The following is a 26,305-nucleotide window of genomic DNA, read 5'->3' as shown; positions in this document are numbered from 1 at the left end:
TTGGGTGGGAACTGCTTAGTGGACGCGAACATGTGTGTTCGTCTTTTGCGCGTGTGTGGTCTTGTACGGTGTTGGGACAAGCCCTCGGCCTATTAGTACCGGTCGGCTAGGCATTACTGCTGTACACCTCCGGCCTATCAACCCCATGTTCTGTGGGGGGCCTTACCCCATCTCTGGGTGGGAAACCTCATCTTGAAACGTGCTTCCCGCTTAGATGCATTCAGCGGTTATCACTTCCGAACGTAGCCAACCAGCCGTGCTCTTGGCAGAACAACTGGCACACCAGAGGTTCGTCCATCCCGGTCCTCTCGTACTAGGGACAGCCTTTCTCAAGTTTCCTGCGCGCGCGGCGGATAGGGACCGAACTGTCTCACGACGTTCTAAACCCAGCTCGCGTGCCGCTTTAATGGGCGAACAGCCCAACCCTTGGGACCTACTCCAGCCCCAGGATGCGACGAGCCGACATCGAGGTGCCAAACCATCCCGTCGATATGGACTCTTGGGGAAGATCAGCCTGTTATCCCCGGGGTACCTTTTATCCGTTGAGTGACCACGCTTCCACATGCCGTGGCCAGATCACTAGTTCCGACTTTCGTCCCTGCTCGACATGTCTGTCTCACAGTCAAGCTCCCTTGTGCACTTACACTCGCTACCTGATTGCCAACCAGGCTGAGGGAACCTTTGAGCGCCTCCGTTACATTTTAGGAGGCAACCGCCCCAGTTAAACTACCCATCAGGCACTGTCCCTGATCCGGATAACGGACCTAGGTTAGACATCTAGTACGACCAGAGTGGTATTTCAACGTTGACTCCACCTCCACTGGCGTGAAAGCTTCACAGTCTCCCACCTATCCTACACAAGCCGTACCAAACACCAATACCAAACTATAGTAAAGGTCCCGGGGTCTTTCCGTCCTGCCGCGCGTAACGAGCATCTTTACTCGTAGTGCAATTTCGCCGAGTCCATGGTTGAGACAGTAGGAAAGTCGTTACTCCATTCGTGCAGGTCGGAACTTACCCGACAAGGAATTTCGCTACCTTAGGATGGTTATAGTTACCACCGCCGTTTACTGGGGCTTAAATTCTCAGCTTCGACCACAAGTGGTCTAACCGGTCCTCTTAACCTTCCAGCACCGGGCAGGAGTCAGTCCGTATACATCGTCTTACAACTTCGCACGGACCTGTGTTTTTAGTAAACAGTCGCTTTCCCCTGGTCTCTGCGGCCATCACCGCTTCCCCCAGCAAGTGGGTTCACGGATCCGGCCCCCCTTCTCCCGAAGTTACGGGGGCATTTTGCCGAGTTCCTTAACCATGGTTGTCTCGATCGCCTTAGTATTCTCTACTTGATCACCTGAGTCGGTTTGGGGTACGGGCGGCTCGTTGCTCGCTAGAGGTTTTTCTCGACAGCATAGGATCACCCACTTCGCCAAGATTGGCTCCGCGTCACGTCTCAGACTCCACACTGAAGTGGATGGTGCGGATTTGCCTACACCACGTCCTACGCGCTTGCCCACAGACAACCATCGCTGTGGCTGGGCTACCTTCCTGCGTCACCCCATCGCTTGACTACTACCAGCTCGGGTCCCACGCTCCGCCTCCCAGCCTCGCCCCGAAGGGTCCGGTCCGAGAGGTTTCGGGTGGTTAGCATCACCAGGTTCGTCATGGGCGCAACTTCGCCGGTACGGGAATATCAACCCGTTGTCCATCGACTACGCCTGTCGGCCTCGCCTTAGGTCCCGACTTACCCAGGGCAGATTAGCTTGACCCTGGAACCCTTGATCATTCGGCGCACGGGTTTCTCACCCGTGATTCGCTACTCATGCCTGCATTCTCACTCGTGTGGCCTCCACGCCTGGATCACTCCGACGCTTCACTGCCCACACGACGCTCCCCTACCCATCCAGCGCACTGAACACCGATTCCTCGATGCTGATGTATTCGCTGAATGCCATAGCTTCGGCGGATGACTTGAGCCCCGCTACATTGTCGGCGCGGAATCACTTGACCAGTGAGCTATTACGCACTCTTTCAAGGGTGGCTGCTTCCAAGCCAACCTCCTGGTTGTCAATGCGACTCCACATCCTTTTCCACTTAGTCACCGCTTAGGGGCCTTAGCTGATGGTCTGGGCTGTTTCCCTCTCGACTACGGAGCTTATCCCCCGCAGTCTCACTGCTGCGCTCTCACTTACCGGCATTCGGAGTTTGGCTAACGTCAGTAACCTTGTAGGGCCCATTAGCTATCCAGTGCTCTACCTCCGGCAAGAAACACGCAACGCTGCACCTAAATGCATTTCGGGGAGAACCAGCTATCACGAAGTTTGATTGGCCTTTCACCCCTATCCACAGGTCATCCCCTCAGTTTTCAACCTAAGTGGGTTCGGTCCTCCACGTCGTCTTACCGACGCTTCAACCTGCCCATGGATAGATCACTTCGCTTCGGGTCTTGAGCGCGCTACTGAATCGCCCTATTCGGACTCGCTTTCGCTACGGCTTCCCCACACGGGTTAACCTCGCAACACACCGCAAACTCGCAGGCTCATTCTTCAAAAGGCACGCCGTCACCCACACACACCCCAAAGGGAATGCACAAGCTCCGACGGATTGTAGGCACACGGTTTCAGGTACTATTTCACTCCCCGCCAGGGGTACTTTTCACCTTTCCCTCACGGTACTTGTCCGCTATCGGTCATCAAGGAGTATTTAGGCTTAACGGGTGGTCCCGCCAGATTCACACGGAATTTCAGGGGTTCCGTGTTACTTGGGAACACGCTCCAGAGCCAGCGCTTTACGTCTACGGGCCTATCACCCTACGGTACGGCTTTCCAACCGACTTCGACTTCCACACTGGTTTCTTACTCTGCTCCTCACCGGCAGATGAGAATGAGCGGTCCCACAACCCCCCGAGTGCAACCCCTGCCGGGTATCACACACTCGAGGTTTGGCCTCTTCCGATTTCGCTCGCCACTACTCTCGGAATCACTGTTGTTTTCTCTTCCTGTCGGTACTGAGATGTTTCACTTCCCGACGTTCCCTCCACACACCCTATGTGTTCAGATGTGGGTAACACGACATGACTCGTGCTGGGTTTCCCCATTCGGACACCCCCGGATCACAGTTCGGTTGCCAACTCCCCAGGGCTTATCGCAGGCTCCAACGTCCTTCATCGGCTCTTGATGCCAAGGCATCCACCATGTGCCCTTCATAGCTTGTCTCAACAACGTCAAAACAACACACGCTGAAACAAAAAACGAAAAAACACACCACCCACCCCCAATCAAAGGGCAGGTGATTCACTCACAACCCACACCACACCCAGCCCACACCCACACCACCGCACCCCCCCCCCCAACAAACAAGAAAGGAAAGGATCCGACACGTGCGTGCGCACCAAGGCGGCATCGGTTGCAAAGATGCTCGCGTCCACTATGCAGATCTCAAACAACAACCCCACCAACCCCCACCACCACCCCAACGGGCACCAGCAGACGAAGAGGGAACAGAAGGCGCCTCACGGCTGATCCTTCAGGACCCAACAGTGTGTCTGACCCCACCCCCACCAACGCAGGACCTGGGTGAACCACCCACCACCAACCCCCCACCCACGAACCCGTCCCGAAGAACAAGCCCATGCATGAGCGACCAGCAGCAGCTGACGTCGACGATTCCACTAGTGAGACACCACCATGCGTGCCGAAACATTCGCCCGGCATCGGGGTGTGTGCTCCTTAGAAAGGAGGTGATCCAGCCGCACCTTCCGGTACGGCTACCTTGTTACGACTTCGTCCCAATCGCCAGCCCCACCTTCGACGGCTCCCTCCACAAGGGTTGGGCCACCGGCTTCGGGTGTTGCCGACTTTCGTGACGTGACGGGCGGTGTGTACAAGGCCCGGGAACGTATTCACCGCAGCGTTGCTGATCTGCGATTACTAGCGACTCCGACTTCATGGGGTCGAGTTGCAGACCCCAATCCGAACTGAGACCGGCTTTTTGGGATTCGCTCCCCCTTACGGGATCGCAGCCCTTTGTACCGGCCATTGTAGCATGCGTGAAGCCCTGGACATAAGGGGCATGATGACTTGACGTCATCCCCACCTTCCTCCGAGTTGACCCCGGCAGTCTCCTATGAGTCCCCACCATTACGTGCTGGCAACATAGAACGAGGGTTGCGCTCGTTGCGGGACTTAACCCAACATCTCACGACACGAGCTGACGACAGCCATGCACCACCTGTACACCCCCAAAAAAGCCCCATCTCTGGAGCGGCAGGGTGTATGTCAAACCCAGGTAAGGTTCTTCGCGTTGCATCGAATTAATCCGCATGCTCCGCCGCTTGTGCGGGCCCCCGTCAATTCCTTTGAGTTTTAGCCTTGCGGCCGTACTCCCCAGGCGGGGCGCTTAATGCGTTAGCTGCGGCACGGAATCCGTGGAATGGACCCCACACCTAGCGCCCAACGTTTACGGTGTGGACTACCAGGGTATCTAATCCTGTTCGCTCCCCACACTTTCGCTCCTCAGCGTCAGGTAATTCCCAGAGAACCGCCTTCGCCACCGGTGTTCCTCCTGATATCTGCGCATTTCACCGCTACACCAGGAATTCCGTTCTCCCCTGAATACCTCTAGTCTGCCCGTATCGAAAGCAAGCGCCGTGTTAAGCACGGCGTTTTCACTCCCGACGCGACAAACCGCCTACGAGCCCTTTACGCCCAATAATTCCGGACAACGCTCGCACCCTACGTATTACCGCGGCTGCTGGCACGTAGTTGGCCGGTGCTTCTTTACCTGTTACCGTCACTTGCGCTTCGTCACAGGCGAAAGAGGTTTACAACCCGAAGGCCGTCATCCCTCACGCGGCGTTGCTGGATCAGGCTTCCGCCCATTGTCCAATATTCCCCACTGCTGCCTCCCGTAGGAGTCTGGGCCGTGTCTCAGTCCCAGTGTGGCCGGTCACCCTCTCAGGCCGGCTACCCGTCGAAGCCATGGTGAGCCATTACCTCACCATCAAGCTGATAGGCCGCGAGCACATCCCTGGCCGAAAAACTTTCCACCACACCGCATGCACGACATGGTCATATCCGGTATTAATCACCGTTTCCGGTGGCTATCCCGAAGCCAAGGGCAGATTACTCACGTGTTACTCACCCGTTCGCCGCTCGAGTACCCCCGAAAGGGCCTTTCCGCTCGACTTGCATGTGTTAAGCACGCCGCCAGCGTTCGTCCTGAGCCAGGATCAAACTCTCCATCGAAAAACACGCACCCACACCCACCACCAACAGGCAGCAGACACAAGCACGACAATCAATAAGAGCCACATCCATGACAAAAAACGAAACTGACATGTTGTCAGAATCATCGTCAAAGAAACCGCGACACCATCCACCAACCCACACCCAAAGGCACAAGCCAGAACATGACGTCAACGGGGCAAAACAAACTAATTCGTCGACTAATCAAACACACTGTTGAGTTCTCAAGTATCAGACGCACCCACATCGCGATCCGGTGAGGATCTCGGTTGCGTGAGGCAACTGGTCAAACCTAGCGAGCGACTTTCTGCCGTGGCAAATCCTCGGCTGTTTCGCTCTGACCCGGTGGTGTCACCGTGACCGATGACCGCTTCGGGTTGTCCTGCCCGGGGCCGGGAGCCCGACCTGACCGGTCTTGCTCCCCGCCGCTCCCTGGCGACAAAGAGAACATTATTCACTCCGCACCGATCGCGCAAATCGAAACGGTGTGACCGCGCGCACATCTGCGTTTCCGCAGGTCAGCGGCCTGTTGGGGCCCCTGGGGCGGGTGGGAGCGCGTCCCCGCACCCCGTGGGAGGGGTCCGCGAGCGCCCGCCCACCGCGTCCTCAGGACACCTCGACACCGGCGAAGTTCTTCTTCCCGCGCCGCAGCACCAGCCACGATCCGGCGACGAGGTCGGCGTCGGTCGGCCGGAGCTCGGGGTCCTCCACGCGGACGTTGTTGAGGTAGGCGCCGCCCTCGGCGACGGTGCGCCGGGCCTCCCCCTTGCTCTTGGCGAGACCGGCTGCCACGAGCAGGTCGAGGATGCCGGGCAGCTCGCCGGCGGGGAGCGTCGTGCCGCCGGCCTCGCGCAGGGCGGCGGCGAGGGTGTCGGGCTTGATGGCGGCGAGGTCTCCCCCACCGAACAGCGCGGCGGCGGCGGCCTTGGCGTGCTCGACCTCCTCCTCGGAGTGCACCAGCGCGGTGACCTCGTCGGCGAGCCGCTTCTGGCCCGCGCGCAGGAACGGCTTGTCGACCGTCTGCTGCTCGAGGTCCTCGATCTCCTCGCGCGAGAGGAAGGTGAAGATGCGCAGCAGCTCACCGACCTTCTCGTCCTCGACGTTGAGCCAGAACTGGTGGAAGGCGTAGGGGGAGAGCATCTCGGGGTCGAGCCACAGGGCGCCGCCCTCGGTCTTGCCGTACTTGGTGCCGTCGGTCTTGGTGATGAGCGGCGTCGCGAAGCCGTACGCGTTCTCGCCCGTGACCCGGCGGACCAGGTCGGCTCCCCCGGTGATGTTGCCCCACTGGTCCGAGCCCCCGAACTGCAGCCGCACGCCGTGCTCGCGGAAGAGGTTGAGGTAGTCCATCGACTGCAGCAGGACGTAGGAGAACTCGGTGTAGCTGATGCCCGACTCGAGCCGGCGCCGCACGGTGTCGCGGGCGAGCATCCGGTTGACCGGGAAGTGCTTGCCGATGTCGCGCAGGAAGTCGATCGTCGACAGCGACGCCGTCCAGTCGTAGTTGTTGACCGTGGTGGCGGCGTTGTCGCCCTCGAAGCTGACGAAGCGCGAGACCTGCCGGCGCACCCGCTCGGTCCACTCCTTCACCGTGTCGAGGGAGTTGAGGGTGCGCTCGCCGGAGTCGCGCGGGTCACCGATCATCCCGGTGGCCCCGCCGACCAGGATGTACGGCGTGTGACCGGCGTCCTGGAGGCGCCGGGCGGTGACCAGCTGGACCAGGTTGCCCATGTGGAGGCTGGGGGCCGTGGGGTCGAAGCCCACGTAGAACCTGACGCTCCCCTCGCCCAGCGCGGCGCGGAGCGCATCGCGGTCGGTGGAGTGCGCGACGAGGCCGCGCCACTCCAGCTCGTCGAGGACATTGGGCGTCGTCACGGGGGTGTTCCTTCTGCTGGGGCGGACTCGGGTACGGGCACTAGCCTAGGGCGACGACGCAGGAGGGACGGCACGTGATCGCAGGCAGGTACACGCTCGAGAGGCAGATCGGGCGCGGCGGGTCCGGCACGGTGCACCTCGCCCGCGACGAGGTGCTGGGCCGGCTGGTGGCGATCAAGCGGATCGGTGTGATCCCGGGCTCCGACAGCGCCGGGGTGGAGCGTGCCGAGCGCGAGGCGCGGCTGGCCGCGGCGCTCAACCACCCCCACGTCGTCTCGGTCTTCGACCTCGTCGACGAGCAGGACGTGCGCTGGCTGGTGATGGAGTACGTCGACGGCGAGACGCTGAGCGAGCGCGTGGCGACGTCCGGGCCACTGGCCGCCGAGGAGGCCGCCGCCCTGCTCGCCCAGACTGCCGACGCGCTCGTCGAGGCCCACGCGCACGGCATCGTCCACCGCGACGTCAAGCCGAGCAACATCCTGATCTCCGGCGGGTCGGCCAAGCTCAACGACTTCGGGATCGCCCGGTCGGAGGACGACCACTCGCTCACCCAGACCGGCCTGGTCACCGGCTCCCCCGCCTACCTGGCTCCCGAGGTCGCCTCCGGCGCGTCGGCCACCCCCGCGAGCGACGTGTGGTCGCTGGGCGCGACGCTCTACCACGCCGTCACCGGCACGCCGCCCTACGACGTCGGCGACAACCTCATCGGCGCGCTCTACAAGATCGTGCACGAGGACCCGCCGCGACTGCCCGACGACCACCCGCTGGCCGGCCTGCTCACCATGATGATGAACCGCGACCCCGACGCCCGCTGGCCGATGGCCCGCGTGCGCGACGAGCTGGCCCGCGTCGCGCGCGGACAGGCCTCCACCGTCGCCCCGGCGCCGGTCACGACCACGGCCCGCCGTGAACGCACCGGCGAGCTGCCGACCCTTCGCGAGCCGGCACCCGCACCCGGCCCGCCGCGGCGTCGGCGCGCCGCCCGCTGGGCGTGGCCGGTGGCCGCGGCCGCGCTGGCGCTCGCCGCAATCGCCGCGGCGTACGTCTGGGCCGGCCGCGGCACGCCCGAGGCGCTCCCCGAGGAACGACAGCGCACGTCGCCGGAGACCTCGCAGACCCCGGTCGGCAGCGCTCCCCCGGCCACCGCCGAGGACACCCGCAAGCAGATGGACGCCTTCATCGGCTCCTACCTCTCCACCGTGACCAGCGACCCCCGGGACGCGTTCGACCAGCTCACCCCGGAGTTCCAGGACGCCAGCGGGGGCTTCGAGGGCTACATGGGGTGGTGGAGTCAGGTGCGCTCCGCCTCGCTGGTGGACGTCACCAGCGATCCCTCCGACCTCACGGTGGGCTACACCGTCGACTACGTGATGAAGTCGGGCGAGCGCAGCACCCAGCGCGTACGGCTCCAGCTCGAGCGGCGCGACGACCGGCTGCTCATCGCCGGCGAGGGCTAGGGCGCCGCAGGGCTGGTCGACGGCCCGTCGAGGTCGTGACGCTGGACCCACAGCGCTGCCTGGGTCCGGTCGGCGACCCCGATCCGCTGGTAGGCCGAGGTGAGGTGGGCCTTGACGGTGCGCTCCGTGATGCCGAGGCGTTGGGCGATCTGCTTGTTGAGCAGCCCCTCGACCACGAGGCGCAGCACCTCCGCCTCCCGCGGGGACAGCTCTGCTTGCGCCGTGCCCTGGCCGGTCGCGCCGGGCGCCGAGCGGCGGCGCGACAGCACGCGCCTCGCGGCGCGGGGGTCGAGGGGGGACTCCCCGCGTGCGACCGCGCGGATGCCGTCGAGGAGGACGTCCGGCTCGGCGTCCTTGAGCAGGTAGCCCACCGCACCGGCCTCGATGGCCGCGTCGATCCGCGCGTGGTCGGAGAACGATGTCAGCACCAGCACCTCGGTGCTCCCGCCGGCCCCGACGATCGCGCGGGTCGCGGCGACACCGTCGAGTTCGGGCATCTGCAGGTCCATCACCACCACGTCCGGGGTGTGCTCGCGCACCTGCTCGACCGCCTCGTTGCCGTCCCTGGCCACGCCGACGACCTCGAGGTCGTCGGACGACTCGATCAGGCCGGCCAGGCCGCGGCGCACGACTGCGTGGTCGTCGGCCACCACCACACGGATCATCCGACCGGCACCTCCACGCGCACCATCGTCCCCGAGCCGGGTGCCGACTCCACCTCCCAGGTGCCGCCGTGCTCGCGCACGAGGCTCTCGGCCGCCCGCAGGCCGAAGTGGTCGTCGTCGCCGCTGGCGCCCGGGTCGAACCCGACGCCGTCGTCGACCACCTCCAGGACCAGTCGGTCGTCCTCCCGACGCACGGTGAGCGACATCCGGTCGGCGCGGGCGTGCCTCGCGACGTTGCGCACGCTCTCCTGCGCCACCCGCCACACCAGCGCGAGCGCCGAGCGGGGCACGTCGCCGGTGCCGCTCACGTCGACGTCGACCCGGGTGCCCGACGCGGCGAGCGGGGCGACCAGGTCGTCGATCGACGCCGCCAGGCCCGCGGTGTGCAGGTCGGGCGGGTAGATGTCGACCAGCAGCGAGCGCAGTGACCGCATGCTGACCCGCAGGGACCGGCCGACGTCCTCGAGCTCGCGCCGGTGCTGCTCGTCGGACCGCGCCGCCAGCGCCGAGAGCGCCATCGACGAGCCGGACAGGTCCTGGACGACGCCGTCGTGCAGATCACGGGCGATGCGCAGCCGCTCGGCGTCGGAGGCGTGTACCGCCGCCTCCAGGAGGCGCTCGCGCTCGCGCGCCGCCCGCGTGAGACGCCGCGACAGGAGCACGACCAGCGGGGTGCCGAGCGCCACCAGGGCGACGAGGGCGCCGATGGTGATCGGCAGGAAGCGGTCGAGGATCTGCGCGCGGCTGGCCCGGATGTCGTCGACGCCGAGGTAGGCCTCGAAGAGCAGGGGCTCGCCCTCGGGGGACCGGACGCGGGTGTAGACCTCCAGCAGGTCGCCACCGAGGTCGCGCTCGTAGCGGTTCTCGGGGCGGGAGAGGTCGGACAGCTCGGCATCGGTGCCGCCCTCGCGCAGCACCTCGAGCTCGTCGTCGCCGAGCGGGTAGACCGTGCCGATCAGCTCGGTGCGGTCGCTGTAGACCACCGTGCCGTCGGCGTCCCAGAGCTTGATCCGCAGCACGTCGTCGACGAGCAGCCGGTCGAGCGCCGTGCGGTCCATCCGGTCGATGGCGGCGGCGTCGCCGTCGCGGAGGCCCGGCGGGATCGCCGGCTCGGCCACCGACGCGGCGAGCACGCGGGTCAGCGAGCGGGCATCGGCGACGGCCTCCTCGTCGGCGGCCGAGCGGCTCAGGGCGCTGGTCGCGACGACGACGACCACGAGCGTGGCGAATCCCGCGGCCAGGAACTGCACCACGGGACTCGTGAGCCATCGCATGCGGATCGTCCCCCGGGGAGATCAGTGGAAGGTCAGTAGTTGACCACACCAGCGCACGTCTGCCCGGCACGGACGGCGCGGAACGCGAGGGTGTCGGTGCCGCGCAGGTCGACGACCTTGCGCTCGACCTCGAAGGAGCCGCTGCGCGCGGTGGTGGTGCCGACCCCGCGGTCGCTGACCGAGCCGTTGTGGCGCAGCGTCCAGCGCCACTGCTGGCCGGCGACGAAGCTGTCGATCTCACCCTCGACCTCGAGCCGGCCGTCATCGGTCTTGACCTTGAGCTTCCAGTCGGCACCGGCGCCGCAGGCGCCGGTGCGGATCACCCGGTCGTCGTCGCGCCCGCCGCTGTCGCCGCTGCCGCCGTTGTCGTCGCCCGGACCGTCGTCGGTGCCGCCACCGTGACTGCCGTGGTCGTCATCGTGGTCGTCATCGTGGTCGTGGTCGTCACCACCGCCGCGCCACGACGTCGGGTGCTCGGCGCTCGCCGGGTCGACGGCGTCAGCCGCGTCGGCGGCCACCGTCGTGAGCGACCCGAGCAGCAGGGCGGCCAGGGCGACGGCCGCGGCGAGCAACCCGGCGAGGAAGCCGGCGAGGTCGCGGGTCGCCGACGTGGGAGGGGTGGGACGGGCTGGGGTACGGGCGGTGGTGCGGGTCATGGGTCCTCCTCGGTAGGTGTGACCCAGCCTGCGCGAGCGCCGCAGCGCCGGCGAGATGGCCGATGGTGCTAGTACCCCCTGGGCGGGCCCCGTGGGGTGAGGACGCCGCCGCGCAGATGACTAGCCTTGTGCGTCAGCCACGAGAGGGGGACACGTGATCGCAGGCAGGTATCGCCTGGAGAGGGAGATCGGCCGCGGTGGAGCCGGGGTGGTCCACCTCGCGCACGACGAGCTGCTCGACCGCCCGGTCGCGGTGAAGCGCATCGGCCTGCTCCCGGGCACCACCGACGACGACGTCGTACGAGCCCAGCGCGAGGCGCGCCTGGCCGCCGGGATCAACCACCCCCACGTCGTGTCGATCTTCGACCTGGTCAAGGACGAGGACTGCTACTGGCTCGTCATGGAGCACGTCGACGGCCGCACGCTGGCGGAGCTGGTCGCGAGCGAGGGCCCGCTGCCCGACCGTCGCGCGGCGGCGATCCTCGCCCAGGCCGCCGACGCGCTGCTGGAGGCCGGGTCGGCCGGCATCGTGCACCGCGACGTCAAGCCCAGCAACATCATCCTCACCGGCGCCGACCGGGCCAAGCTCGGCGACTTCGGCATCGCCCGGTCCGCGAGCGACACGGCGCTGACGCAGACGGGGCTGATCACCGGGTCGCCCGCCTACATCGCCCCCGAGGTCGCGTCGGGACAACCGGCCAGCGAGGCCAGCGACGTCTGGTCGCTCGGGGCGACGCTCTACCACGCCGTCGTCGGGCGACCTCCCTACGACGTGGGCGACAACGTCCTCGGTGGCCTCTACCGGATCGTGAACGAGGACCCGCCCCGCCTCACCGGCGACCACGCCGTCGCGGGTCTGCTATCGGTGATGATGGTCAAGGACCCCGCGCAGCGCTGGCCCGTGGCGCGCGTGCGCGACGACCTGCGACGGATCGCGCGGGGCGAGCCGAGCACCGCCCCGCTGCCCGCGACGCCCGTCCCCGTCTCCGAGCAGACCGACCCCGACGCGACCGTCGCGATGGCGGCCCCGACGGGGACGTCGGGCCCGGGGTCCGCCCGGGGGGACGCCACGCGGACCACCCCGACCACCCCGGCACAGGCGGCCGCCGCGTCGACACCGGTCACCGACCACGACCCGCCACCGCCGCAGGGGCCGACCCCCACTCCCCCGCCGGCCACGACCCCGGCCGGGTCGCGCGGCCGGTCGGCGGGGTGGCTGGCCGCGGCGCTCGCGCTGGCGCTGGTGGCGGGCCTCGGCGCATGGCTGCTGTGGCCGCGCGACGAGGACCCGACCGGGTCCACCGCCGGCGACGACGCGCCGGGCGCGTCGGCCGACCCGAGCTCGGAGGAGCCGTCCGACTCGACGTCCGAGCCCACCTCCGAGCCCACGTCCGACCCGACCTCCCAGCCCACCGAGAGCCCGACCGAGAGCCCGTCCGAGGAGACGACCACCGACCCCGGCGCGTCCGGGGCGACGCCGGCCGCCGCGCGGGCGTTCGTCCGCGACTACTTCGCGCAGGTCACCTCCGACCCCGCGTCGACGTTCGAGCTGCTGACCCCGGAGTTCCAGGCCGCGAGCGGCGGCCTCGGGAGTTACACGGGGTTCTGGAGCACGATCGAGTCGGCGACACCTCGTGCCGTCCGGGTGGATCCGCAGACCCTGACGGCGTCCTACACGATCGACTTCGTGACGACGTCCGGCCGGACCATGACCGAGCAGGGCCGGCTGCAGCTCGAGGAGCAGGGCGACCAGCTCCTCATCGCCGGGGAGGGCTGATCGCCGCGACGCGAGCCTGCGTAGGGCGGGTGGGGCTCGAACCCACGACCCAAGGATTATGAGTCCTCTGCTCTGACCGACTGAGCTACCGCCCCTCGGGGCGCACCCTAGGCGATCCGCGCCTCGACCTCGTACATGTGCTCCACCACCCGGAAGCCGAGGGCGGTGTTGGTGCGGTGCATCGCGGTGTTGGAGGGGGCGGTCCAGGTGTGCACGAGCCGGACGTGCGGGGGCAGGCCGGCGTAGTTGGCGGCCTTGAGCGCCGCACCCAGCCGGTGACCGCGGTGCTCGGGCATCACCAGGGTGTCGTCCTGCCAGCCGTAGTCGGTGCCGTGCGGGACGAAGAGCAGCGAGTAGCCGCCGAAGGTGCCGTCCGAACGCCGGCGAGCGGCGGCCACCCGGACGTCGTACGCCCGCATCAGCCGCTCCTCCGAGGAGGCCAGCCGCTCGTCGTCGAGGACCTCGGGGTCGAGCTCGAGGTCGCCGGTCGGGACGTCGGAGTTCATCTGGTTGCGCATCGCCAGGTAGGCGGCCCGGTGCTCGTCGGGGCACCGGCCGCGCCAGGTCACCAGGTCGTAGGCAGGGTCCGCCGGCGAGGCGGTCACGGGCAGGTCGGCGACGAGGTGGTCCTCGCGGTGCTTGTCGACCGCTCCCATGGCGGCGGCGAACTCGTGGGCCGGTCCCGGCTCGGCGACGTCGACGGTGACCTCTCCCCCGAGCCGGGTGCGGCCCGCAGCGCCGGCGCGCTCCACGAGCGCCTGCCAGAGCGCACGGCCGATGCCGGCACGCCGGTGCGCGGGGAGCACCTGCACCTCGCCCCAGGCGACATCGGTGTTCTCGGTCAGGGGCAGCTCGAGCTCGGCCACGCCGATCACCTCACCGCCCGCCACGGCCTGGAGCCAGGTGCGCGCGTAGTGGGTGCTGGGCGAGGTGGCGGTCACCTCGAACGCCTGCAGCGTCGTGGTCAGCGCGTGCGGGCGGTCGGCCCGGACCGCGCGCTCCATGACGTCGTGCCACGCAGCCCTGGCCACCGGGTCGGTCGGGTCGAGCTCGACGATCTCCACGACCGCATGGGACCGCACGCGAGCGTCCGCACGCAAAATGGGATCTCGGTTCGGCTTCGCAAGGGGTCCTCGGCGTGGGACAGTGGCCCGTCGCAGAAGCGGCGCGCGTAGGGGAGGACCTCGGTGGCCAAGGATCGATCTGCACTGCTGCCACCGTCGCAGCGCCACCTCGTGACGCGCTTCGGCTACGGCGTCGACGCCACCCTCGCGCGCGACGTGCAGCGCGCAGGCGGCGCGTCGGCGTGGTTCGAGCAGCAGCTCACCGCGCCCGGCTCCTTCCCCGACGGGTCGGCCGACGCCGTCCGCGGGTGGTGGCCCGACCTCGACCGGAAGCCTGCCGACCTGTGGAAGCGCCAGGCCCAGGAGATCCGCGGCGGCTGGCAGGTGATGGAGGACTACGGGCGCTGGCTGCTGCTCCGGCGCATCCGCACGCGCCGCCCGGTGCTGGAGAAGATGACCGAGTTCTGGGAGGCGATGCTCCACGTCCCGGTGACCGGCGACGCCCAGTTCACGTGGCGCGCCGACTACGGCGACACGATCCGGCGCCACGCCCTCGGCCGCTTCGACCAGATGCTGGTCGAGACCACCACCCATCCGGCGATGCTGATCTTCCTCTCCGCCGCGACCTCCACCAAGCGGGCCCCCAACGAGAACCTCGGGCGCGAGCTGCTCGAGCTGCACACCCTCGGCGCGGGCAACTACGACGAGGACGACGTCAAGGCCTCCGCGCGGATCCTCACCGGCTGGCACGTGGACCTCTGGAAGACGTGGAAGCGGTCCTACGTCAAGGAGGACCACTGGACCGGACGGGTCAAGGTGCGCGGCTTCCGCCACGACAACCGCAAGGCCGACGGCCGCGAGGTCACCCGCGAGTACCTGCGCTACCTCGCCCACCACCCGTCGACCGCGCAGCACGTCGCGACGCGACTGGCGACCAAGTTCGTCCACGACGAGCCGCCGCCGGCGCTGGTCCGCCGGCTCGCGAAGGTCTACCTGCGCAACGACACCGCGATCGTCCCGGTGCTCCGCGCCCTCGTGGCGAGCAAGGAGTTCCGCAGGTCGGCCGGCGACAAGCTGCGCGACCCCGGCGAGGACGTCGTCGCGACCTACCGCGCCCTCGGCGTCGAGGTCGGGCGTCCGCGCCGCAACGACTCCGCCGCCAACGCGATCCTGTGGCAGGCCGGAAGCCTGGGCCTCACCCCCCACGCCTGGCCGCGACCCGACGGCACCCCGGTCACCGACACCACCTGGGCGTCCCCGTCCCGTGCGCTCGGCTCGATGAGCATGCACTGGTCGATGGCGGGCGGCTGGTGGCCCTCCGAGGGCCTGCGCCACCGCAGGCCGAGCGCCTGGGTGCCGGCCACGAAGCCGATCCGGTTCGAGGACCTCGTCGACGCCGTGAGCCGCGACCTGCTGCACCGGCCGGCCACCGCGCGCCTCGTCGAGACCGCCTGCCTGGCCACCGGCTGCAAGGCCAGGGAGAAGATCGACCGCGAGCACGGCCTCTACGAATGGGGCTTCCCGCGGCTGCTGGCCGCTGTCCTCGACTCCCCCGACCACCTGGCGTGCTGACATGACTGATCCCCACACCCCGTCCGGCGCGGCGTCGCCCCGCTCGTGCGGATGCCCCGACTACGACCAGGCCCGGATGGCGCTGAGCCGGCGCTCGCTGCTGGGCACCGCCCTCGCCGGCGGTGCCGTCGCGCTCGGCCCCTCGCTGTCCGGCGCGGGTCCCCGTGCGTACGCCGTCACCGGCCGGTCGGCGTCGTCGCTGGCCATGCCCGGCGGCTCCGTGCTGGTGCTGCTCTCGCTGCGCGGCGCGGCCGACGGGCTCTCGCTCGTCGTCCCGCACGGCGACCCGGTCTACTACGCCGCGCGCCCCCGGCTCGCCATCGCCGCCCCGTCGCTCCTGGCGGCCGACGCGATGTTCGGGCTGCACCCCGCCCTCGCCCCGCTGCTGCCGATGTGGGAGGCCGGATCGCTCGCGGCCGTGCACGCCACCGGCATGGCGACGCCCAACCGGTCGCACTTCGCGGCGATGGAGGCCATCGAGGACGCCGCCCCGGGATCGAGCGAGCGCACGGGGTGGCTCAACCGGCTCCTCGGCGAGCTGCCCGGCACGACGCCCCTGCAGGGCACCGCGATGGGCAACCAGGTGCCGACGTCGCTGTTCGGCACCCAGCCCGCGTTCGTGGTCAGCCGCGTCGACCAGGCCAAGGTCGCCGGTGCCGAGGCGGACGGGCGCCGGCTGGCCTCGCTGTCCCACGCCTGGAAGGGCAGCAGCCCCATGGGACGAGCCGTGCGCGACGCGATCTCCGGGGTCCAGTCCTTCGGTGCGGCGCGCGAGACCACGGCCGGCACGCCCACCCCGGCGTTCCCGTCCAGCGGACTCGGCAAGGCGCTCTCCGACGTCTCCCGGATCGTGCGCTCCGGCGTCGCCGCCGAGGTGATCACCGTCGACCAGGGCGACTGGGACATGCACACCGACGCCGGCACGCTCGAGTGGGGCGACATGCGGCGCAACGCCGGCGACCTGGCGAGCTCGATCGCGGCGTTCTTCGCCGACCTCGGCCCCGCCGCGGACCGGGTCACCCTCGTCACCCTCAGCGAGTTCGGCCGCCGGGTGAAGGAGAACGACGACTACGGCACCGACCACGGCTTCGGCAACGTCATGTTCGTCGCCGGCGCCGGCGTCCGCGGCGGGCAGTACTACGGCTCCTGGCCGGGCCTGCAGGACACGCTCGACGCCGACGTGCTCGTCACCACCGACTACCGCAGCGTGCTGGCCGAGGTCGTGACCAGACGGTTCGGGGTCTCGGTCGCCCAGGTGTTCCCCGGCTTCGCCCCGCAGGCAGTCGGCGTGATGGCCTGACCCGCGGACGGCGGGCTCACGCGACGCGTACGGGGTGGCGCACCACGGCGTCGAAGAAGTAGCCCTGCGTGTTGTGGACGGCCGCGAGCGGCTGCGTGCGCCCCTGGTCGTCAGTGGCACGTGCGAGCAGCTCGTGGCGCCCGGGCCGCGGGCGGGCCCAGCGCACCGACCACTGCGTCCAGCCCTCCTCCTGGCGCGAGCGCCGGTCGAGGACGGCGGGGCGCCAGCTGGCGCCGCCGTCCAGGCTCACCGAGACGCGACTGATCCGGCCGGCGCCGCTCCACGACCGCCCGGTCAGGGTGACCGGGCGCGCCGGCAGCACCTGGTCGCGGGCGAGCTCCCACGCCGAGCGCACCGGGTTGACGGTCAGCGGCGGGGAGTCGGCCGGCCACTCGGGCCCGGTCATCCGGTAGAAGGTGGTGTTCCACGGCGACGTCAGCTCGGTCGTGGAGACCTCGAGCGAGCCGAGCCACTTGATGCTCGCGATGCCCACCCACCCCGGGAGCACGAGGCGCAGCGGGTAGCCGTGGTCGGGCAGCAGGTCCTCGCCGTTCATGCCCCACGCCAGGAGGGCGTCGTCGAGCGCCTTCGCGACCGGGAACGGGCGTCGCACGCGGCCGTAGTCGGTGCCGCCGGAGACGAACGGGTCGTCCAGTCCCGTCGCCTGGATCGACACCGCATCCGGGGACAGCCCCACCGCGGCCAGCACGTCGCGCAGGCGTACGCCGCTCCACCGCACCGTCCCGACGGCACCCAGCCCCCACGAGGTGCCGGACACCGACTGCCCCTGCTGGTCGCGGAACAGGCTGCGGCCGTTGCCCGTGCACTCGAGCACGGCGGTGAGCTCGTGGCGCGGCAGCCGCCGGAGGTCGGCGTAGGAGAGGCTCAGCGCCTGGGCCTCGGTGCGCGGGGTGGCCAGCCCGTCGCCGTGCACCCGGAGCGCGTAGGTCGAGCGGTCGATCACGGGCGTGCGCGTGTGGTTTCGCACGAACAGACGCGACTGCGGCGTGAGGTAGCGCCCGGGGTCGACCGAGCTCCAGAGCATCTCGGCGTTGGTGCCGAAGTCGGTGAACCAGGCCGGCGGCGTCGGCTTGAGCACGAAGGGGGACGCCGCGAAGGCGGAGCCGGTGCGCCAGAGGGCGGGCGGCGCGGCCGCGAGGCCGGCGGCCGCGGCGGCGGCGGTGAGGAAGCCACGACGGGTGGGCGTGATCGAGGTCATGGACGGACCATATACGAGTAAGTGACCTATTTGACTAGACAACACGTCGCGGTGTCATGCTCCCCCCATGACCGACACCCGACCCGAGCCCCCCGCCTACGAGCCGCTCCCCGAGGACTGGGAGACCGCGTTGTTCGTCGTGGCGCACCCCGACGACATCGAGTACGGCTCGGCGGCGGCGGTCGCCCGCTGGACCGGGCAGGGCAAGAAGGTCGTCTACTGCATGGTGACCAGCGGGGAGGCCGGGATCGACGGCCTGCACCCCGACGAGTGCGGTCCCCTGCGCGAGGCGGAGGAGATCGCCTCGGCCGCCACGGTCGGCGTCGACGAGGTGGTGTTCCTCCGCCTCCCCGACGGGATCCTGGAGTACGGCGTGGAGCTGCGGCGCGCGCTGGCGAAGGTGGTCCGCGAGCAGCGACCGGACGTCGCCCTGACCATCAACTTCCGCGACACCTTCGGCGGCACCCGGCTCAACCAGGCCGACCACATCGCCGTCGGCAAGGCGCTCCTCGACGCCGTGCGCGACGCGGGCAACCGGTGGGTGTTCCCCGAGCAGCTCACCGACGGCCTCGAGCCGTGGGGCGGCGTCGGGGCGGTGTGGGTGGGCGGGTCACCGCAGGCGACGCACGCCGTCGACGTCACCGACACCTTCGCGGCGGGGGTGGCGTCACTGAAGGAGCACAGGGCCTACATCGAGGGCCTCGGGTGGGAGGGCTGGGACCCCGAGGAGTTCCTCGACGGCATCCTCCGCGCCGGCGGCCAGGGCATCGGCGTCACGCACGCGTCGACCTTCGAGGTGTTTGCGATGGGGTGGGGCTGAGCGACTGGCGGCCGAACCGCCGGCGGCGCGGCGCGCGGGGCTCGCGTTCCCCCGCCCCGGCGAACCGGGCGCCCACCAGGGGCGGCGGGCTCGGCGCCACCGGCGCGGCCTCCTCCTGGGCTGGCGCAGCGGCCCCGCTGTCCGGGACGACCGGCGCCGACGCCGTGGACAGGTCGTGGCCCGCGAGGACCGCACGCACCTCGTCGACCATCGCCAGGAGCGCGTCGTCGTCGGTGACGTCCGTCTGGGCGACCAGGGCGTGGCGCCCCAGCGAGGCGCCCACCACGGCGCCCTGCTCGAAGCGCAGCCGCACGAACCCGGCGGCGCTCTGGTCCTCCAGCGAGCGCAGGATGGCGAGCATCCGGTTGCCCACGTCGGCGAGCTGGTCCGACCCGTCATGGCCGGACACGGCGACGACGCGCGAGGCGGCCGTGACGACAGCGCTCCACCGCACCCCGTCGATCGCCGTCATCCGGGAGACGCAGTGGGCGAGCGCCGACGACGTGTCGGCGGCTCCCACCACGGTGTAGGTCGGCACCTCGCGGGGCCCGGCGGGAGTCGCCACCGCCCGGTAGGTGCCCTCCCCGGCGGGGGTCCACGTCACGCCGACGACGAAGCGGCGCAGGCCGGACGCCTCCATCGCCCGCAGGTCGCCCACGTCGAGGAGCTCCCCCGCTCGCCGCGCCAGCCGCCCGGTGTAGGGCAGCGCGGCCGCCACCGCGCCCGCGGCGCCGTCGTCGCCGACCAGCGTCCCGTCGGGGCGTACGACGAACTCGGCCGTCCCCTGCCCGCTCGGCACCCGGTCTGCGCACATGGCACCACCCTGACGCAGCGCGCGACCCTCCGCGAGCGGCGTAACGCACAGTTCACACGGGGCGGCGAAAGCGTTACGCCACGGCAACCGGCGCTAGGTGGTCGGGGTGGCGGAGGCCGTCGAGGTGATCGAGGTGGTCGAGCCCGGCAGGGTGCCCGTCTCGACCACGTGCTGGGCGACGGCGAAGAGCTTGATGTTGTGCTGGGAGGAGAGCCGCTTGAGCACGGCGAACGCCTGCTCCGAGGTCAGCGAGAAGCGCTCGCGCAGGATGCCGGTGGCCTCGCCGATCAGCTGGCGGCTGCTGATCGCCGTGTGCATCTGGTCGTGCTGCACCGTGGCGCTGAGGGCCACGGCTGCGTGGGCGGCCACGACGAGGCCGTCGAGGCGGTCGTCGTGGTCGAACGCGCCGGGCTCGTAGGCGTAGAGGTTGAGCATCCCGATGCTGTCGCGCTCGACGAACAGCCGGAAGCCCAGGTAGGAGCGGACCCCGGTGCGCTCGACCACGCCGGCCGCCCACCGGGGCCACGGCGCGTCCCCGGCCAGGTCGGGCACGGCGACCACGTCGGCGGTCGGGGCGTCCTCCATGGCCGGCCCCTCGGCGAGGTCGTGCTGCAGGTCGTCCATGAGCTGGAGCGAGACATGGGAGTGCGCGCAGGTGTCGTGGCGCGACGAGCGCAGCACGCAGACACCGGCGACGTCGCAGGCATCGATGAGCTCGACGGCCATCTCGGCGATGCGCCGCACCGTGTCGCCGGGTCCCTGGTTGCCCGACATCCCCCTGGCGGCGTCGGCAAGGCGTCGGCCGAACTCCTGACGATCCATGTACGGCCTTCTCTCCGAGTCCCACGACCCCTCACGCATCGTATCGACGGACCGGTGACGCGGGCCTCGCCGCGCCCGGCCACTCGTCCCGGGCCGGACGCAGAACCGCCTCCGACCTGTCGGAACAGGTCGGAGGCGGTGGACGCTCCCCCGGTTGGACTCGAACCAACAACCCTCCGGTTAACAGCCGAATGCTCTGCCAGTTGAGCTACAGGGGATCGCTTGTGCAGCGAGGCGAAACCTTAGCAAGCCCAGAGTACGCGGGCGAAATCAGGGCAGGCCGACATCGCGCCGAGCCAGCTCCAGGGCCTCGCGGGCGGCGACGCGGACCAGCGGGTCGTCGGGGTCGACGCCCTCGTCGTACTCGTAGACCCACTGCACGCCCCCCGCCCCGGACGGGGCGCGCCGCGCGATCACCCGCAGGGCACGACGCCCGTCGAGCGAGACGTGGCGCTGCAGCACCACGCTCGCCGTGACCCGCTCGTGGACCAGCTCGAGGAGCCGTCCGGGCTCGTCGAGGACGGCGGTGTGGACGGGCCGCTCCTCGCCCCAGCTGCCCACCTCGGTGAGCCGGAACGTCTCGGTGTCGAGGTCCCAGCCGGCGGCCTCGACCTGCTCCCACGGCACCCGACGGGACCCGCCCGAGCCGTCGACGACGTAGAACGCGTCGCGGGTGCCGGCAAGCACCGTGCCGTCGGTCGCGATCGCCGTGGCGAGCACCCGCTCCCCCGGCGCGACCTCGACGGACGCGCGCGGTCCGCGGCGGCGCCACCTGCTCACGACTGTCCTCCCGGCTGGCCGACGGCGCCCTCGCGCAGCCGTCGGCGGTGCTGCTCGAGGACCACGAGCTCGCCGAACATGCGGTTGTAGTCGAGCGCCTGCTCGACCGGGTTGGTGCGCTGGAGACGGGCCTTGACGTCGGCGATGCGGCGGGACGTGGTGAGCTCCTGGAGTCGGTAGACGTAGGCCACGGCGAACGTCGGGGTGGGGTCGGAGGTGCCGCGCACCGGCTCGACGCCGAGCTCGGTGACGGCGGCGATCACGGCGGGGTCGGTGGCCGCCGCTCGCACCCGGGCGGCCCACCCCGGGTCGTCGCCGGCGCCGGCCGGGCCGCCTGCGGCGGTGACGGCGGCCCACACGCCCTGGAAGGTGGGGTGGGTGAAGTCGTCGGTGGTCACGTGGGCGGTGGTGCGCCCCACCCCGGCGGGGTGCTGGATGACGAGCTTGAGCATCTCGCGCTCGATCAGGAACCGCGGGTCGGACAGGCTCGGCAGGGCGGGCCGGGCCGGCTCGGCCGGGGCGGCCTCCGGGACGCGGGAGGTGCGCCGGTCATCGGTGCGCGGGGGCCGGCTGGCGGCCCGGCGGACCTCGGCGCGCACCTCGTCGACGTCCATGCCGACCATGTGGGCGAGCTCGCGGGAGAAGGAGTCGACCTTGGTCCGGTCGCGGATGCTCGCGACCAGCCCGGCCGCGTCGCGCAGCGCGTCGACCCGGCCGTCGGCGCGGTCGAGGTCGTAGCGGGCGAGGATGTTGCCGAGCGCGAAGCGGTAGAGCGGCTGGCGCTTGGCGACCAGCTCGCGCACCGCCTCGTCGCCCTCCCGCAGCCGCAGGTCGCAGGGGTCCATCCCCTCGGGCGCGACGGCGACGTAGGTCTGCGAGGCGAAGACCTGGTCGCTCTCGAGCACCTTCATCGCGGCCTTCTGCCCGGCGGAGTCGCCGTCGAAGGTGAAGATCACCTCGCCGCCGGAGGAGCCGTGGTCGCCGAGGAACCGGCGCAGCACGCGGGCGTGGTCCTGGCCGAACGCCGTGCCGCACGAGGCGACCGCCGTCGTGACGCCCGCGAGGTGGCACGCCATCACGTCGGTGTAGCCCTCGACGACCACCGCCTGCTGGCTGTCCTTCATCGCGGTGCGGGCCAGGTCGATGCCGTAGAGCACCTGGCTCTTCTTGTAGATCGCGGTCTCGGAGGTGTTGAGGTACTTCGCCTCGATGCGGTCGTCGTCGAAGATGCGCCGGGCGCCGAAGCCGATGGTGTCGCCGTTGGCCTCGCGGATCGGCCACACCAGCCGGCCACGGAAGCGGTCGTAGGCCGAGCGCCCGAGCGCGGCCAGACCGGCCGCGACCTGCTCCTCGTCGGTGAACCGTCGCCCGCGCAGGTGGCGCACCAGCGCCTCGCCGTCGCGGGGGGCGAAGCCCACACCGAACATCTCCGCCGCGGCCTGGTCGAAGCCACGCTCGTGGAGGAACTGGCGCGCCACGACGGCGTCGGGACCGCCCAGTTGCTCGGCGTAGAACTCCTGGGCCACCTTGTGCGCCTCGATCAGCCGGCCGCGCGAGGGGCCCCGGGGGCGGGCGGGCTGGTCGTCTCCGTCCTCGCGGCGCAGCTGGACGCCGAACTTCTCCGCGAGCCGCTCCACCGACTCGGTGAAGGTGAGCCCGTCGACCTTCATCAGGAACGAGATGACGTCGCCGCCCTCTCCGCACCCGAAGCAGTGGAAGAACTGGCGGGCCGGATTGACGTTGAACGACGGGGTCTTCTCGTCGTGGAACGGGCACAGGCCCTTCAGCGAGCCGCCGCCGGCGCGCTTGAGCGTGACGTAGCCGGACACCACGTCGTCGATCCGCGCCTTCTCGCGCACCTCGGCGATGTCGTCGTCGCGTATCCGGCCTGCCACGCCGGGGAGTCTACGGGCGGGCTCCCACGCCCACCGCGGGGTCTCCACAACCCCCGCGACGGGCTCGCGCGCGGGACCGGCCACCCCTTGGGGCGTACGGCGCTGGTGTGGGCCCGGTGGGTCTGCCAAGGTCGACGCATGACTGCTCAGCACGGAGCGCCAGAGAGTCAGACTCTCGGAGCGCTCGTCCACCAGCTGTCCGAGCAGATCCCAGAGCTGGTCCGCTCGGAGATCCGCCTAGCGCAGGCCGAGGTCACTCAGAAGGGCAAACGGGCCGGCGTCGGGATCGGCATGTTCAGCGTCGCCGGGCTGCTCGCCTTCTTCGCCCTCGGCTCGCTGGTCGCCACCGCGATCCTCGGCCTCGCCCACGTCGTCGACGCCTGGCTCGCCGCGCTCATCGTGGCGCTGGTCCTGCTCGCCGCCGCTGCCGTGGCAGGGCTGATCGGCAGGAGCAAGGTCGCCGAGGCCGGGCCGCCGGCCCCCGAGAAGGCGATCCAGGGCGTCAAGGAGGACATCGCGACCGTGAAGGGTGAGCACCGTGGATGATCAGCAGAAGACGCCCGAGGAGCTGGAGGCCGAGATCGCGCTGCAGCGCGAGCAGCTCGCGCACACCGTCGACGAGCTGACGGCCAAGCTCGACGTGAAGTCGCAGGCGCGCCAGAAGCTCGCCTCGCTGAAGGACTCCGCCACCACCGAGACGGGCGAGCCGCGCACCGAGGTGCTCGCGGCCGCCGCGTCGCTCGTGGCGATGGCCGTGGTGCTGCTGCTCTGGCGGCGCCGCGGCGCCCACTGACCGACCAGGGAAGGGAGAACCATGAAGAAGCTCATGCTGCTCGTCGCCGGAGGTGTCGGCTACGTGCTCGGCGCCCGCGCCGGCAGGGAACGCTACGAACAGATCAAGAGGACGGCCACCCGGGTCAAGGAGGACCCGCGGGTGCAGGAGAAGGCTCACCAGGCCGCCGACCTCGCCAAGGACAAGGCTCCGGTGGTGAAGGACAAGGTCGCCTCGGTCGCCGGCACCGCCGCCGACAAGGTCACCCCGTCGAACAACGGCGGGCACCGCTCCGACCTCGAGGACCAGCTCCACCCCGACAGCACCGCCCGGCAGGACGACCCCTACCCGCAGGGCGACCTGCCGTAGCCCGTCCCCGACCCGCCGCGCAGGCCGCTCAGCCGAGCGCCGCGTGGCGGGTCACGGCACTGGCGTCGGTCAGCGACGCGACCTGGTCGATGACCACGCGTCGCCGGCCGGCGTCGTCGCCTGCCCGCTCCCAGTCCTCGACGAAGACCCGGTCGAGCGCGGCGGCGCCGCGCACCCAGATCCGCTCGACGAGCTCGGCGACGAGCTCACGCTGGCGCTCCATCAGCACCACCCGGTCGTCGGCCTGCATCACGTAGTGGGCCGCGATGCCCTTGAGCACCCCGATCTCGACCTCGGTCGCCTCCGGGACGACGAGGTCGGCGCGGTGGCGCACCGGCGGCTCCCCGTCGGTCGCGGCGAACGTCGCCTGCTGGACGCTGCCGCAGAAGCGCCCGATGAGGTCGCTGGTGAGGTTCTTGATGGCGGCGAGGCTGCGCCGGCTCCCGTCGTAGGACGACCGCGGCCAGCTCCCGACGGCGCGCAGTCCGGCCAGCGCGGCGTCGAGCGCCGCGTCATCCGCGCCGGGGAGGTACCACGAGCGCACGGTCTCCCACAGGGCGTCGCGGTCGAGGCGGGTGAGGTCGAGGCGGCCCGCCACGATGCCGTCCTCCACGTCGTGCACCGAGTAGGCGACGTCGTCGGCGAGGTCCATCACCTGCGCCTCCAGGCAGCGGCGCCTGCCCGGCACGCCGGCGCGCACCCAGTCGAAGACCGGCCGGTCGTCGTCGTAGACGCCGAACTTGACGACCACCCGTGGGGTGCCGTCGGCGTGCACGCCGTGCGGGCCGGTGGCCTCCGTGCGAGACCACGGATACTTCGTGCAGGCGTCGAGGGTCGCCCGGGTCAGGTTGAGGCCGACCGATCGGCCGTCGGCGTCGAAGGTCTTCGACTCCAGCCGGGTGAGCAGCCGCAGGGTCTGGGCGTTGCCCTCGAACCCGCCGCAGTCGCCGCTCAGCTCGGCGAGCACCCGCTCGCCGTTGTGGCCGAACGGGGGGTGGCCCAGGTCGTGGGCCAGCGCGGCCGTCTCGGTGATGTCCGGGTGGGTGCCGATGGCGCGGGCCAGGTCACGGGCGATCTGCGCCACCTCGAGGCTGTGGGTGAGCCGGTTGCGGACGAAGTCGTCGGTCTGCGGGCCGACCACCTGGGTCTTGGCGGCCAGGCGCCGCGACGCCGCGGCGTGCACCACGCGCGCCCGGTCGCGCTCGAACGCCAGGCGCACGGGCGCGTCGACCCGCTTGGGCGGCTCGGCGACGATGCGCTCGCGCGCCGCGTCGTCGTAGAGATCCTCGATGCTCATCGGCCGGTCAGCCTAGCGACGCCCCCTGCCGTCCGCCGACACCCGCCCACATCGAGGGAGGCGACCGCGTAGGCTGGCGGGGAAGGACCGGTGACCCGGCTGCCACCAGGCAGGCCTTCCCGGTCGAGAGGCGGACGTCATGACGACGCCGGACAGTTCCCAGCACGCGCGCGACACCCTGGACCAGATGGTCGAGGAGACCGAGGCACCGGTGCGGCTGCGGCTGGCCCAGCACCTCGGGCGCAACGCCCTCGACGGCGGCTGGTGGCCGCGCACCCGCGACCTCGGCAGCGAGCTGCGCCTGCTCGTCGACCAGTTCCCGGTCGACCTGGGCCGGATCACCCAGGTGCGCGTCTCGCCCTCCGACTGGGGGACGCGACCGCGCACCGTCCAGGTCGCCCGCGGCCTGGTGAGGGTCGGCTCGTTCACCACCGACGACAGCCACGTCGCCCACCTCAGCACCTCCAACCGCACGCTGCTGCGCGTGCTGGTGGTGCCGGCCGAGCTCACCGACTACCAGGGCGAGGAGGCACTCCTCGCGGCCGCGACGGCGGGCAACGCCCACTCGGCGCTCGAGCTGATCCGCACGGTCACCGACAGCCCGGACGTGGACCCGCGCGACCGCTGGACCTGATCC

The 26,305-nt window shown here is 69.9% G+C and carries 20 protein-coding genes, 2 tRNA genes and 2 rRNA genes; 9 read left to right on the top strand and 15 right to left on the bottom strand.

The annotated features are described in order from the left end of the window. Positions 1-72: 72 nt before the first annotated feature. The 3 genes from JX575_RS07295 to tyrS form a co-directional block, all read right to left on the bottom strand. Positions 73-3,212 (bottom strand): 23S ribosomal RNA (locus JX575_RS07295). Between the two features lie 517 nt (positions 3,213-3,729). Further along, positions 3,730-5,243 (bottom strand): 16S ribosomal RNA (locus tag JX575_RS07290). The 16S and 23S rRNA genes sit together here, the layout of an rRNA operon. Positions 5,244-5,849: 606 nt before the next feature. After that, positions 5,850-7,115 carry a tyrosine--tRNA ligase gene (tyrS, locus tag JX575_RS07285; RefSeq protein ID WP_186341771.1) on the bottom strand — a complete coding sequence of 422 codons (1,266 nt, stop codon included), beginning with the start codon at positions 7,113-7,115 and terminating at the stop codon, positions 5,850-5,852. A 74-nt stretch (positions 7,116-7,189) separates the two neighbouring features. Between tyrS and JX575_RS07280 the strand changes: the two genes are divergently transcribed. Beyond that, positions 7,190-8,572, top strand: coding sequence for a serine/threonine-protein kinase (locus JX575_RS07280; RefSeq protein ID WP_186341770.1), 1,383 nt, complete (start codon positions 7,190-7,192; stop codon positions 8,570-8,572). Here the strand turns inward: JX575_RS07280 and JX575_RS07275 are convergent. From JX575_RS07275 to JX575_RS07265, 3 genes are read right to left on the bottom strand one after another with little or no spacing between them, the layout of a single operon-like run. Continuing rightward, positions 8,569-9,237 carry a response regulator transcription factor gene (locus JX575_RS07275; protein ID WP_186341769.1) on the bottom strand — a complete coding sequence of 223 codons (669 nt, stop codon included), beginning with the start codon at positions 9,235-9,237 and terminating at the stop codon, positions 8,569-8,571. The two genes, JX575_RS07280 and JX575_RS07275, sit on opposite strands and share 4 nt — an antisense overlap. Then, positions 9,234-10,511: a sensor histidine kinase gene (locus tag JX575_RS07270; protein ID WP_186341768.1), complete on the bottom strand. Its 1,278-nt coding sequence runs from the start codon at positions 10,509-10,511 to the stop codon at positions 9,234-9,236. Before JX575_RS07270 ends, JX575_RS07275 begins: the two co-directional genes overlap by 4 nt. A 32-nt stretch (positions 10,512-10,543) precedes the next feature. Next, positions 10,544-11,167, bottom strand: a complete 624-nt coding sequence (locus JX575_RS07265) for a hypothetical protein (protein WP_186341767.1) — start codon at positions 11,165-11,167, stop codon at positions 10,544-10,546. Positions 11,168-11,321: 154 nt separating this feature from the next. On the opposite strand from JX575_RS07265, the gene JX575_RS07260 reads away from it, so the two are divergent. Then, a complete protein-coding gene (locus JX575_RS07260; RefSeq protein ID WP_186341766.1) occupies positions 11,322-12,944 on the top strand; it encodes a protein kinase in 1,623 nt (540 codons plus the stop codon). A gap of 21 nt (positions 12,945-12,965) precedes the next feature. Here JX575_RS07260 and JX575_RS07255 read toward each other — a convergent pair. Both JX575_RS07255 and JX575_RS07250 read right to left on the bottom strand, forming a co-directional pair. Further along, a tRNA-Ile gene (locus JX575_RS07255) sits at positions 12,966-13,039 on the bottom strand. Positions 13,040-13,051: 12 nt separating this feature from the next. Beyond that, positions 13,052-14,008 carry a GNAT family N-acetyltransferase gene (locus tag JX575_RS07250; RefSeq protein ID WP_186341765.1) on the bottom strand — a complete coding sequence of 319 codons (957 nt, stop codon included), beginning with the start codon at positions 14,006-14,008 and terminating at the stop codon, positions 13,052-13,054. A 123-nt stretch (positions 14,009-14,131) separates the two neighbouring features. On the opposite strand from JX575_RS07250, the gene JX575_RS07245 reads away from it, so the two are divergent. Together JX575_RS07245 and JX575_RS07240 are read left to right on the top strand one after the other, a co-directional pair. Beyond that, complete coding sequence (locus JX575_RS07245; protein ID WP_186341764.1) at positions 14,132-15,580, top strand: DUF1800 domain-containing protein; 1,449 nt, start codon at positions 14,132-14,134, stop codon at positions 15,578-15,580. A gap of 1 nt (position 15,581) precedes the next feature. Beyond that, a complete protein-coding gene (locus JX575_RS07240; protein WP_206054550.1) occupies positions 15,582-16,880 on the top strand; it encodes a DUF1501 domain-containing protein in 1,299 nt (432 codons plus the stop codon). Positions 16,881-16,896: 16 nt separating this feature from the next. Here JX575_RS07240 and JX575_RS07235 read toward each other — a convergent pair whose 3' ends face one another. Next, the gene (locus JX575_RS07235) at positions 16,897-18,099 is read right to left on the bottom strand and encodes a sulfite oxidase (protein WP_186341763.1); all 1,203 of its coding nucleotides are present in this window, start codon (positions 18,097-18,099) and stop codon (positions 16,897-16,899) included. A 67-nt stretch (positions 18,100-18,166) separates the two neighbouring features. On the opposite strand from JX575_RS07235, the gene JX575_RS07230 reads away from it, so the two are divergent. Next, on the top strand, positions 18,167-18,919 hold the full coding sequence (locus tag JX575_RS07230) for a PIG-L deacetylase family protein (protein ID WP_186341762.1): 753 nt from the start codon (positions 18,167-18,169) through the stop codon (positions 18,917-18,919). On the opposite strand, the gene JX575_RS07225 is transcribed toward JX575_RS07230, so the two are convergent. The 5 genes from JX575_RS07225 to dnaG form a co-directional block, all read right to left on the bottom strand. After that, on the bottom strand, positions 18,873-19,733 hold the full coding sequence (locus tag JX575_RS07225) for a hypothetical protein (protein WP_186341761.1): 861 nt from the start codon (positions 19,731-19,733) through the stop codon (positions 18,873-18,875). The genes JX575_RS07230 and JX575_RS07225 overlap by 47 nt on opposite strands. 93 nt (positions 19,734-19,826) lie before the next feature. Continuing rightward, entirely contained in the window at positions 19,827-20,555 is a 729-nt protein-coding gene (locus JX575_RS07220) for a GAF and ANTAR domain-containing protein (RefSeq protein ID WP_186341760.1), read from the bottom strand. Between the two features lie 145 nt (positions 20,556-20,700). Beyond that, positions 20,701-20,773 (bottom strand) — tRNA-Asn (locus tag JX575_RS07215). 52 nt (positions 20,774-20,825) lie between these two features. Next, positions 20,826-21,335: a hypothetical protein gene (locus JX575_RS07210; protein WP_206054549.1), complete on the bottom strand. Its 510-nt coding sequence runs from the start codon at positions 21,333-21,335 to the stop codon at positions 20,826-20,828. Further along, positions 21,332-23,230, bottom strand: coding sequence for a DNA primase (gene dnaG / locus JX575_RS07205; RefSeq protein ID WP_186341759.1), 1,899 nt, complete (start codon positions 23,228-23,230; stop codon positions 21,332-21,334). Before dnaG ends, JX575_RS07210 begins: the two co-directional genes overlap by 4 nt. A 138-nt stretch (positions 23,231-23,368) precedes the next feature. On the opposite strand from dnaG, the gene JX575_RS07200 reads away from it, so the two are divergent. The 3 genes from JX575_RS07200 to JX575_RS07190 are packed head-to-tail and all read left to right on the top strand — an operon-like array spanning position 23,369 to position 24,371. Next, the gene (locus JX575_RS07200; protein WP_186341758.1) at positions 23,369-23,776 is read left to right on the top strand and encodes a phage holin family protein; all 408 of its coding nucleotides are present in this window, start codon (positions 23,369-23,371) and stop codon (positions 23,774-23,776) included. Continuing rightward, positions 23,769-24,023: a DUF3618 domain-containing protein gene (locus tag JX575_RS07195; RefSeq protein WP_186341757.1), complete on the top strand. Its 255-nt coding sequence runs from the start codon at positions 23,769-23,771 to the stop codon at positions 24,021-24,023. Before JX575_RS07200 ends, JX575_RS07195 begins: the two co-directional genes overlap by 8 nt. 21 nt (positions 24,024-24,044) lie before the next feature. Further along, positions 24,045-24,371, top strand: coding sequence for a YtxH domain-containing protein (locus JX575_RS07190; RefSeq protein WP_186341756.1), 327 nt, complete (start codon positions 24,045-24,047; stop codon positions 24,369-24,371). Between the two features lie 28 nt (positions 24,372-24,399). On the opposite strand, the gene JX575_RS07185 is transcribed toward JX575_RS07190, so the two are convergent. Then, a complete protein-coding gene (locus JX575_RS07185) occupies positions 24,400-25,668 on the bottom strand; it encodes a deoxyguanosinetriphosphate triphosphohydrolase (RefSeq protein WP_186341755.1) in 1,269 nt (422 codons plus the stop codon). A gap of 139 nt (positions 25,669-25,807) precedes the next feature. On the opposite strand from JX575_RS07185, the gene JX575_RS07180 reads away from it, so the two are divergent. Then, the gene (locus JX575_RS07180) at positions 25,808-26,302 is read left to right on the top strand and encodes a DUF5994 family protein (protein ID WP_186341754.1); all 495 of its coding nucleotides are present in this window, start codon (positions 25,808-25,810) and stop codon (positions 26,300-26,302) included. The last annotated feature ends 3 nt before the right edge of the window (positions 26,303-26,305 follow it).

It is taken from the genome of Nocardioides sp. zg-1228 (genome assembly GCF_017086465.1).
Classification (GTDB): domain Bacteria; phylum Actinomycetota; class Actinomycetes; order Propionibacteriales; family Nocardioidaceae; genus Nocardioides.
The sequence above is the reverse complement of the archived record's forward strand: the minus strand, read 5'-3'. Positions and strand labels throughout refer to the sequence as shown.

What these genes read in the sequence shown, in the direction of transcription:
- JX575_RS07275 (WP_186341769.1), bottom strand. Translation starts at nt 9,237, where the DNA reads ATGATCCGTGTGGTGGTGGCCGACGACCACGCAGTCGTGCGCCGCGGC.
- JX575_RS07240 (WP_206054550.1), top strand. Translation starts at nt 15,582, where the DNA reads ATGACTGATCCCCACACCCCGTCCGGCGCGGCGTCGCCCCGCTCGTGC.
- JX575_RS07225 (WP_186341761.1), bottom strand. Translation starts at nt 19,733, where the DNA reads ATGTGCGCAGACCGGGTGCCGAGCGGGCAGGGGACGGCCGAGTTCGTC.
- JX575_RS07190 (WP_186341756.1), top strand. Translation starts at nt 24,045, where the DNA reads ATGAAGAAGCTCATGCTGCTCGTCGCCGGAGGTGTCGGCTACGTGCTC.
- JX575_RS07200 (WP_186341758.1), top strand. Translation starts at nt 23,369, where the DNA reads ATGACTGCTCAGCACGGAGCGCCAGAGAGTCAGACTCTCGGAGCGCTC.
- JX575_RS07270 (WP_186341768.1), bottom strand. Translation starts at nt 10,511, where the DNA reads ATGCGATGGCTCACGAGTCCCGTGGTGCAGTTCCTGGCCGCGGGATTC.
- JX575_RS07235 (WP_186341763.1), bottom strand. Translation starts at nt 18,099, where the DNA reads ATGACCTCGATCACGCCCACCCGTCGTGGCTTCCTCACCGCCGCCGCC.
- JX575_RS07180 (WP_186341754.1), top strand. Translation starts at nt 25,808, where the DNA reads ATGACGACGCCGGACAGTTCCCAGCACGCGCGCGACACCCTGGACCAG.
- JX575_RS07230 (WP_186341762.1), top strand. Translation starts at nt 18,167, where the DNA reads ATGACCGACACCCGACCCGAGCCCCCCGCCTACGAGCCGCTCCCCGAG.
- JX575_RS07185 (WP_186341755.1), bottom strand. Translation starts at nt 25,668, where the DNA reads ATGAGCATCGAGGATCTCTACGACGACGCGGCGCGCGAGCGCATCGTC.
- JX575_RS07220 (WP_186341760.1), bottom strand. Translation starts at nt 20,555, where the DNA reads ATGGATCGTCAGGAGTTCGGCCGACGCCTTGCCGACGCCGCCAGGGGG.
- JX575_RS07265 (WP_186341767.1), bottom strand. Translation starts at nt 11,167, where the DNA reads ATGACCCGCACCACCGCCCGTACCCCAGCCCGTCCCACCCCTCCCACG.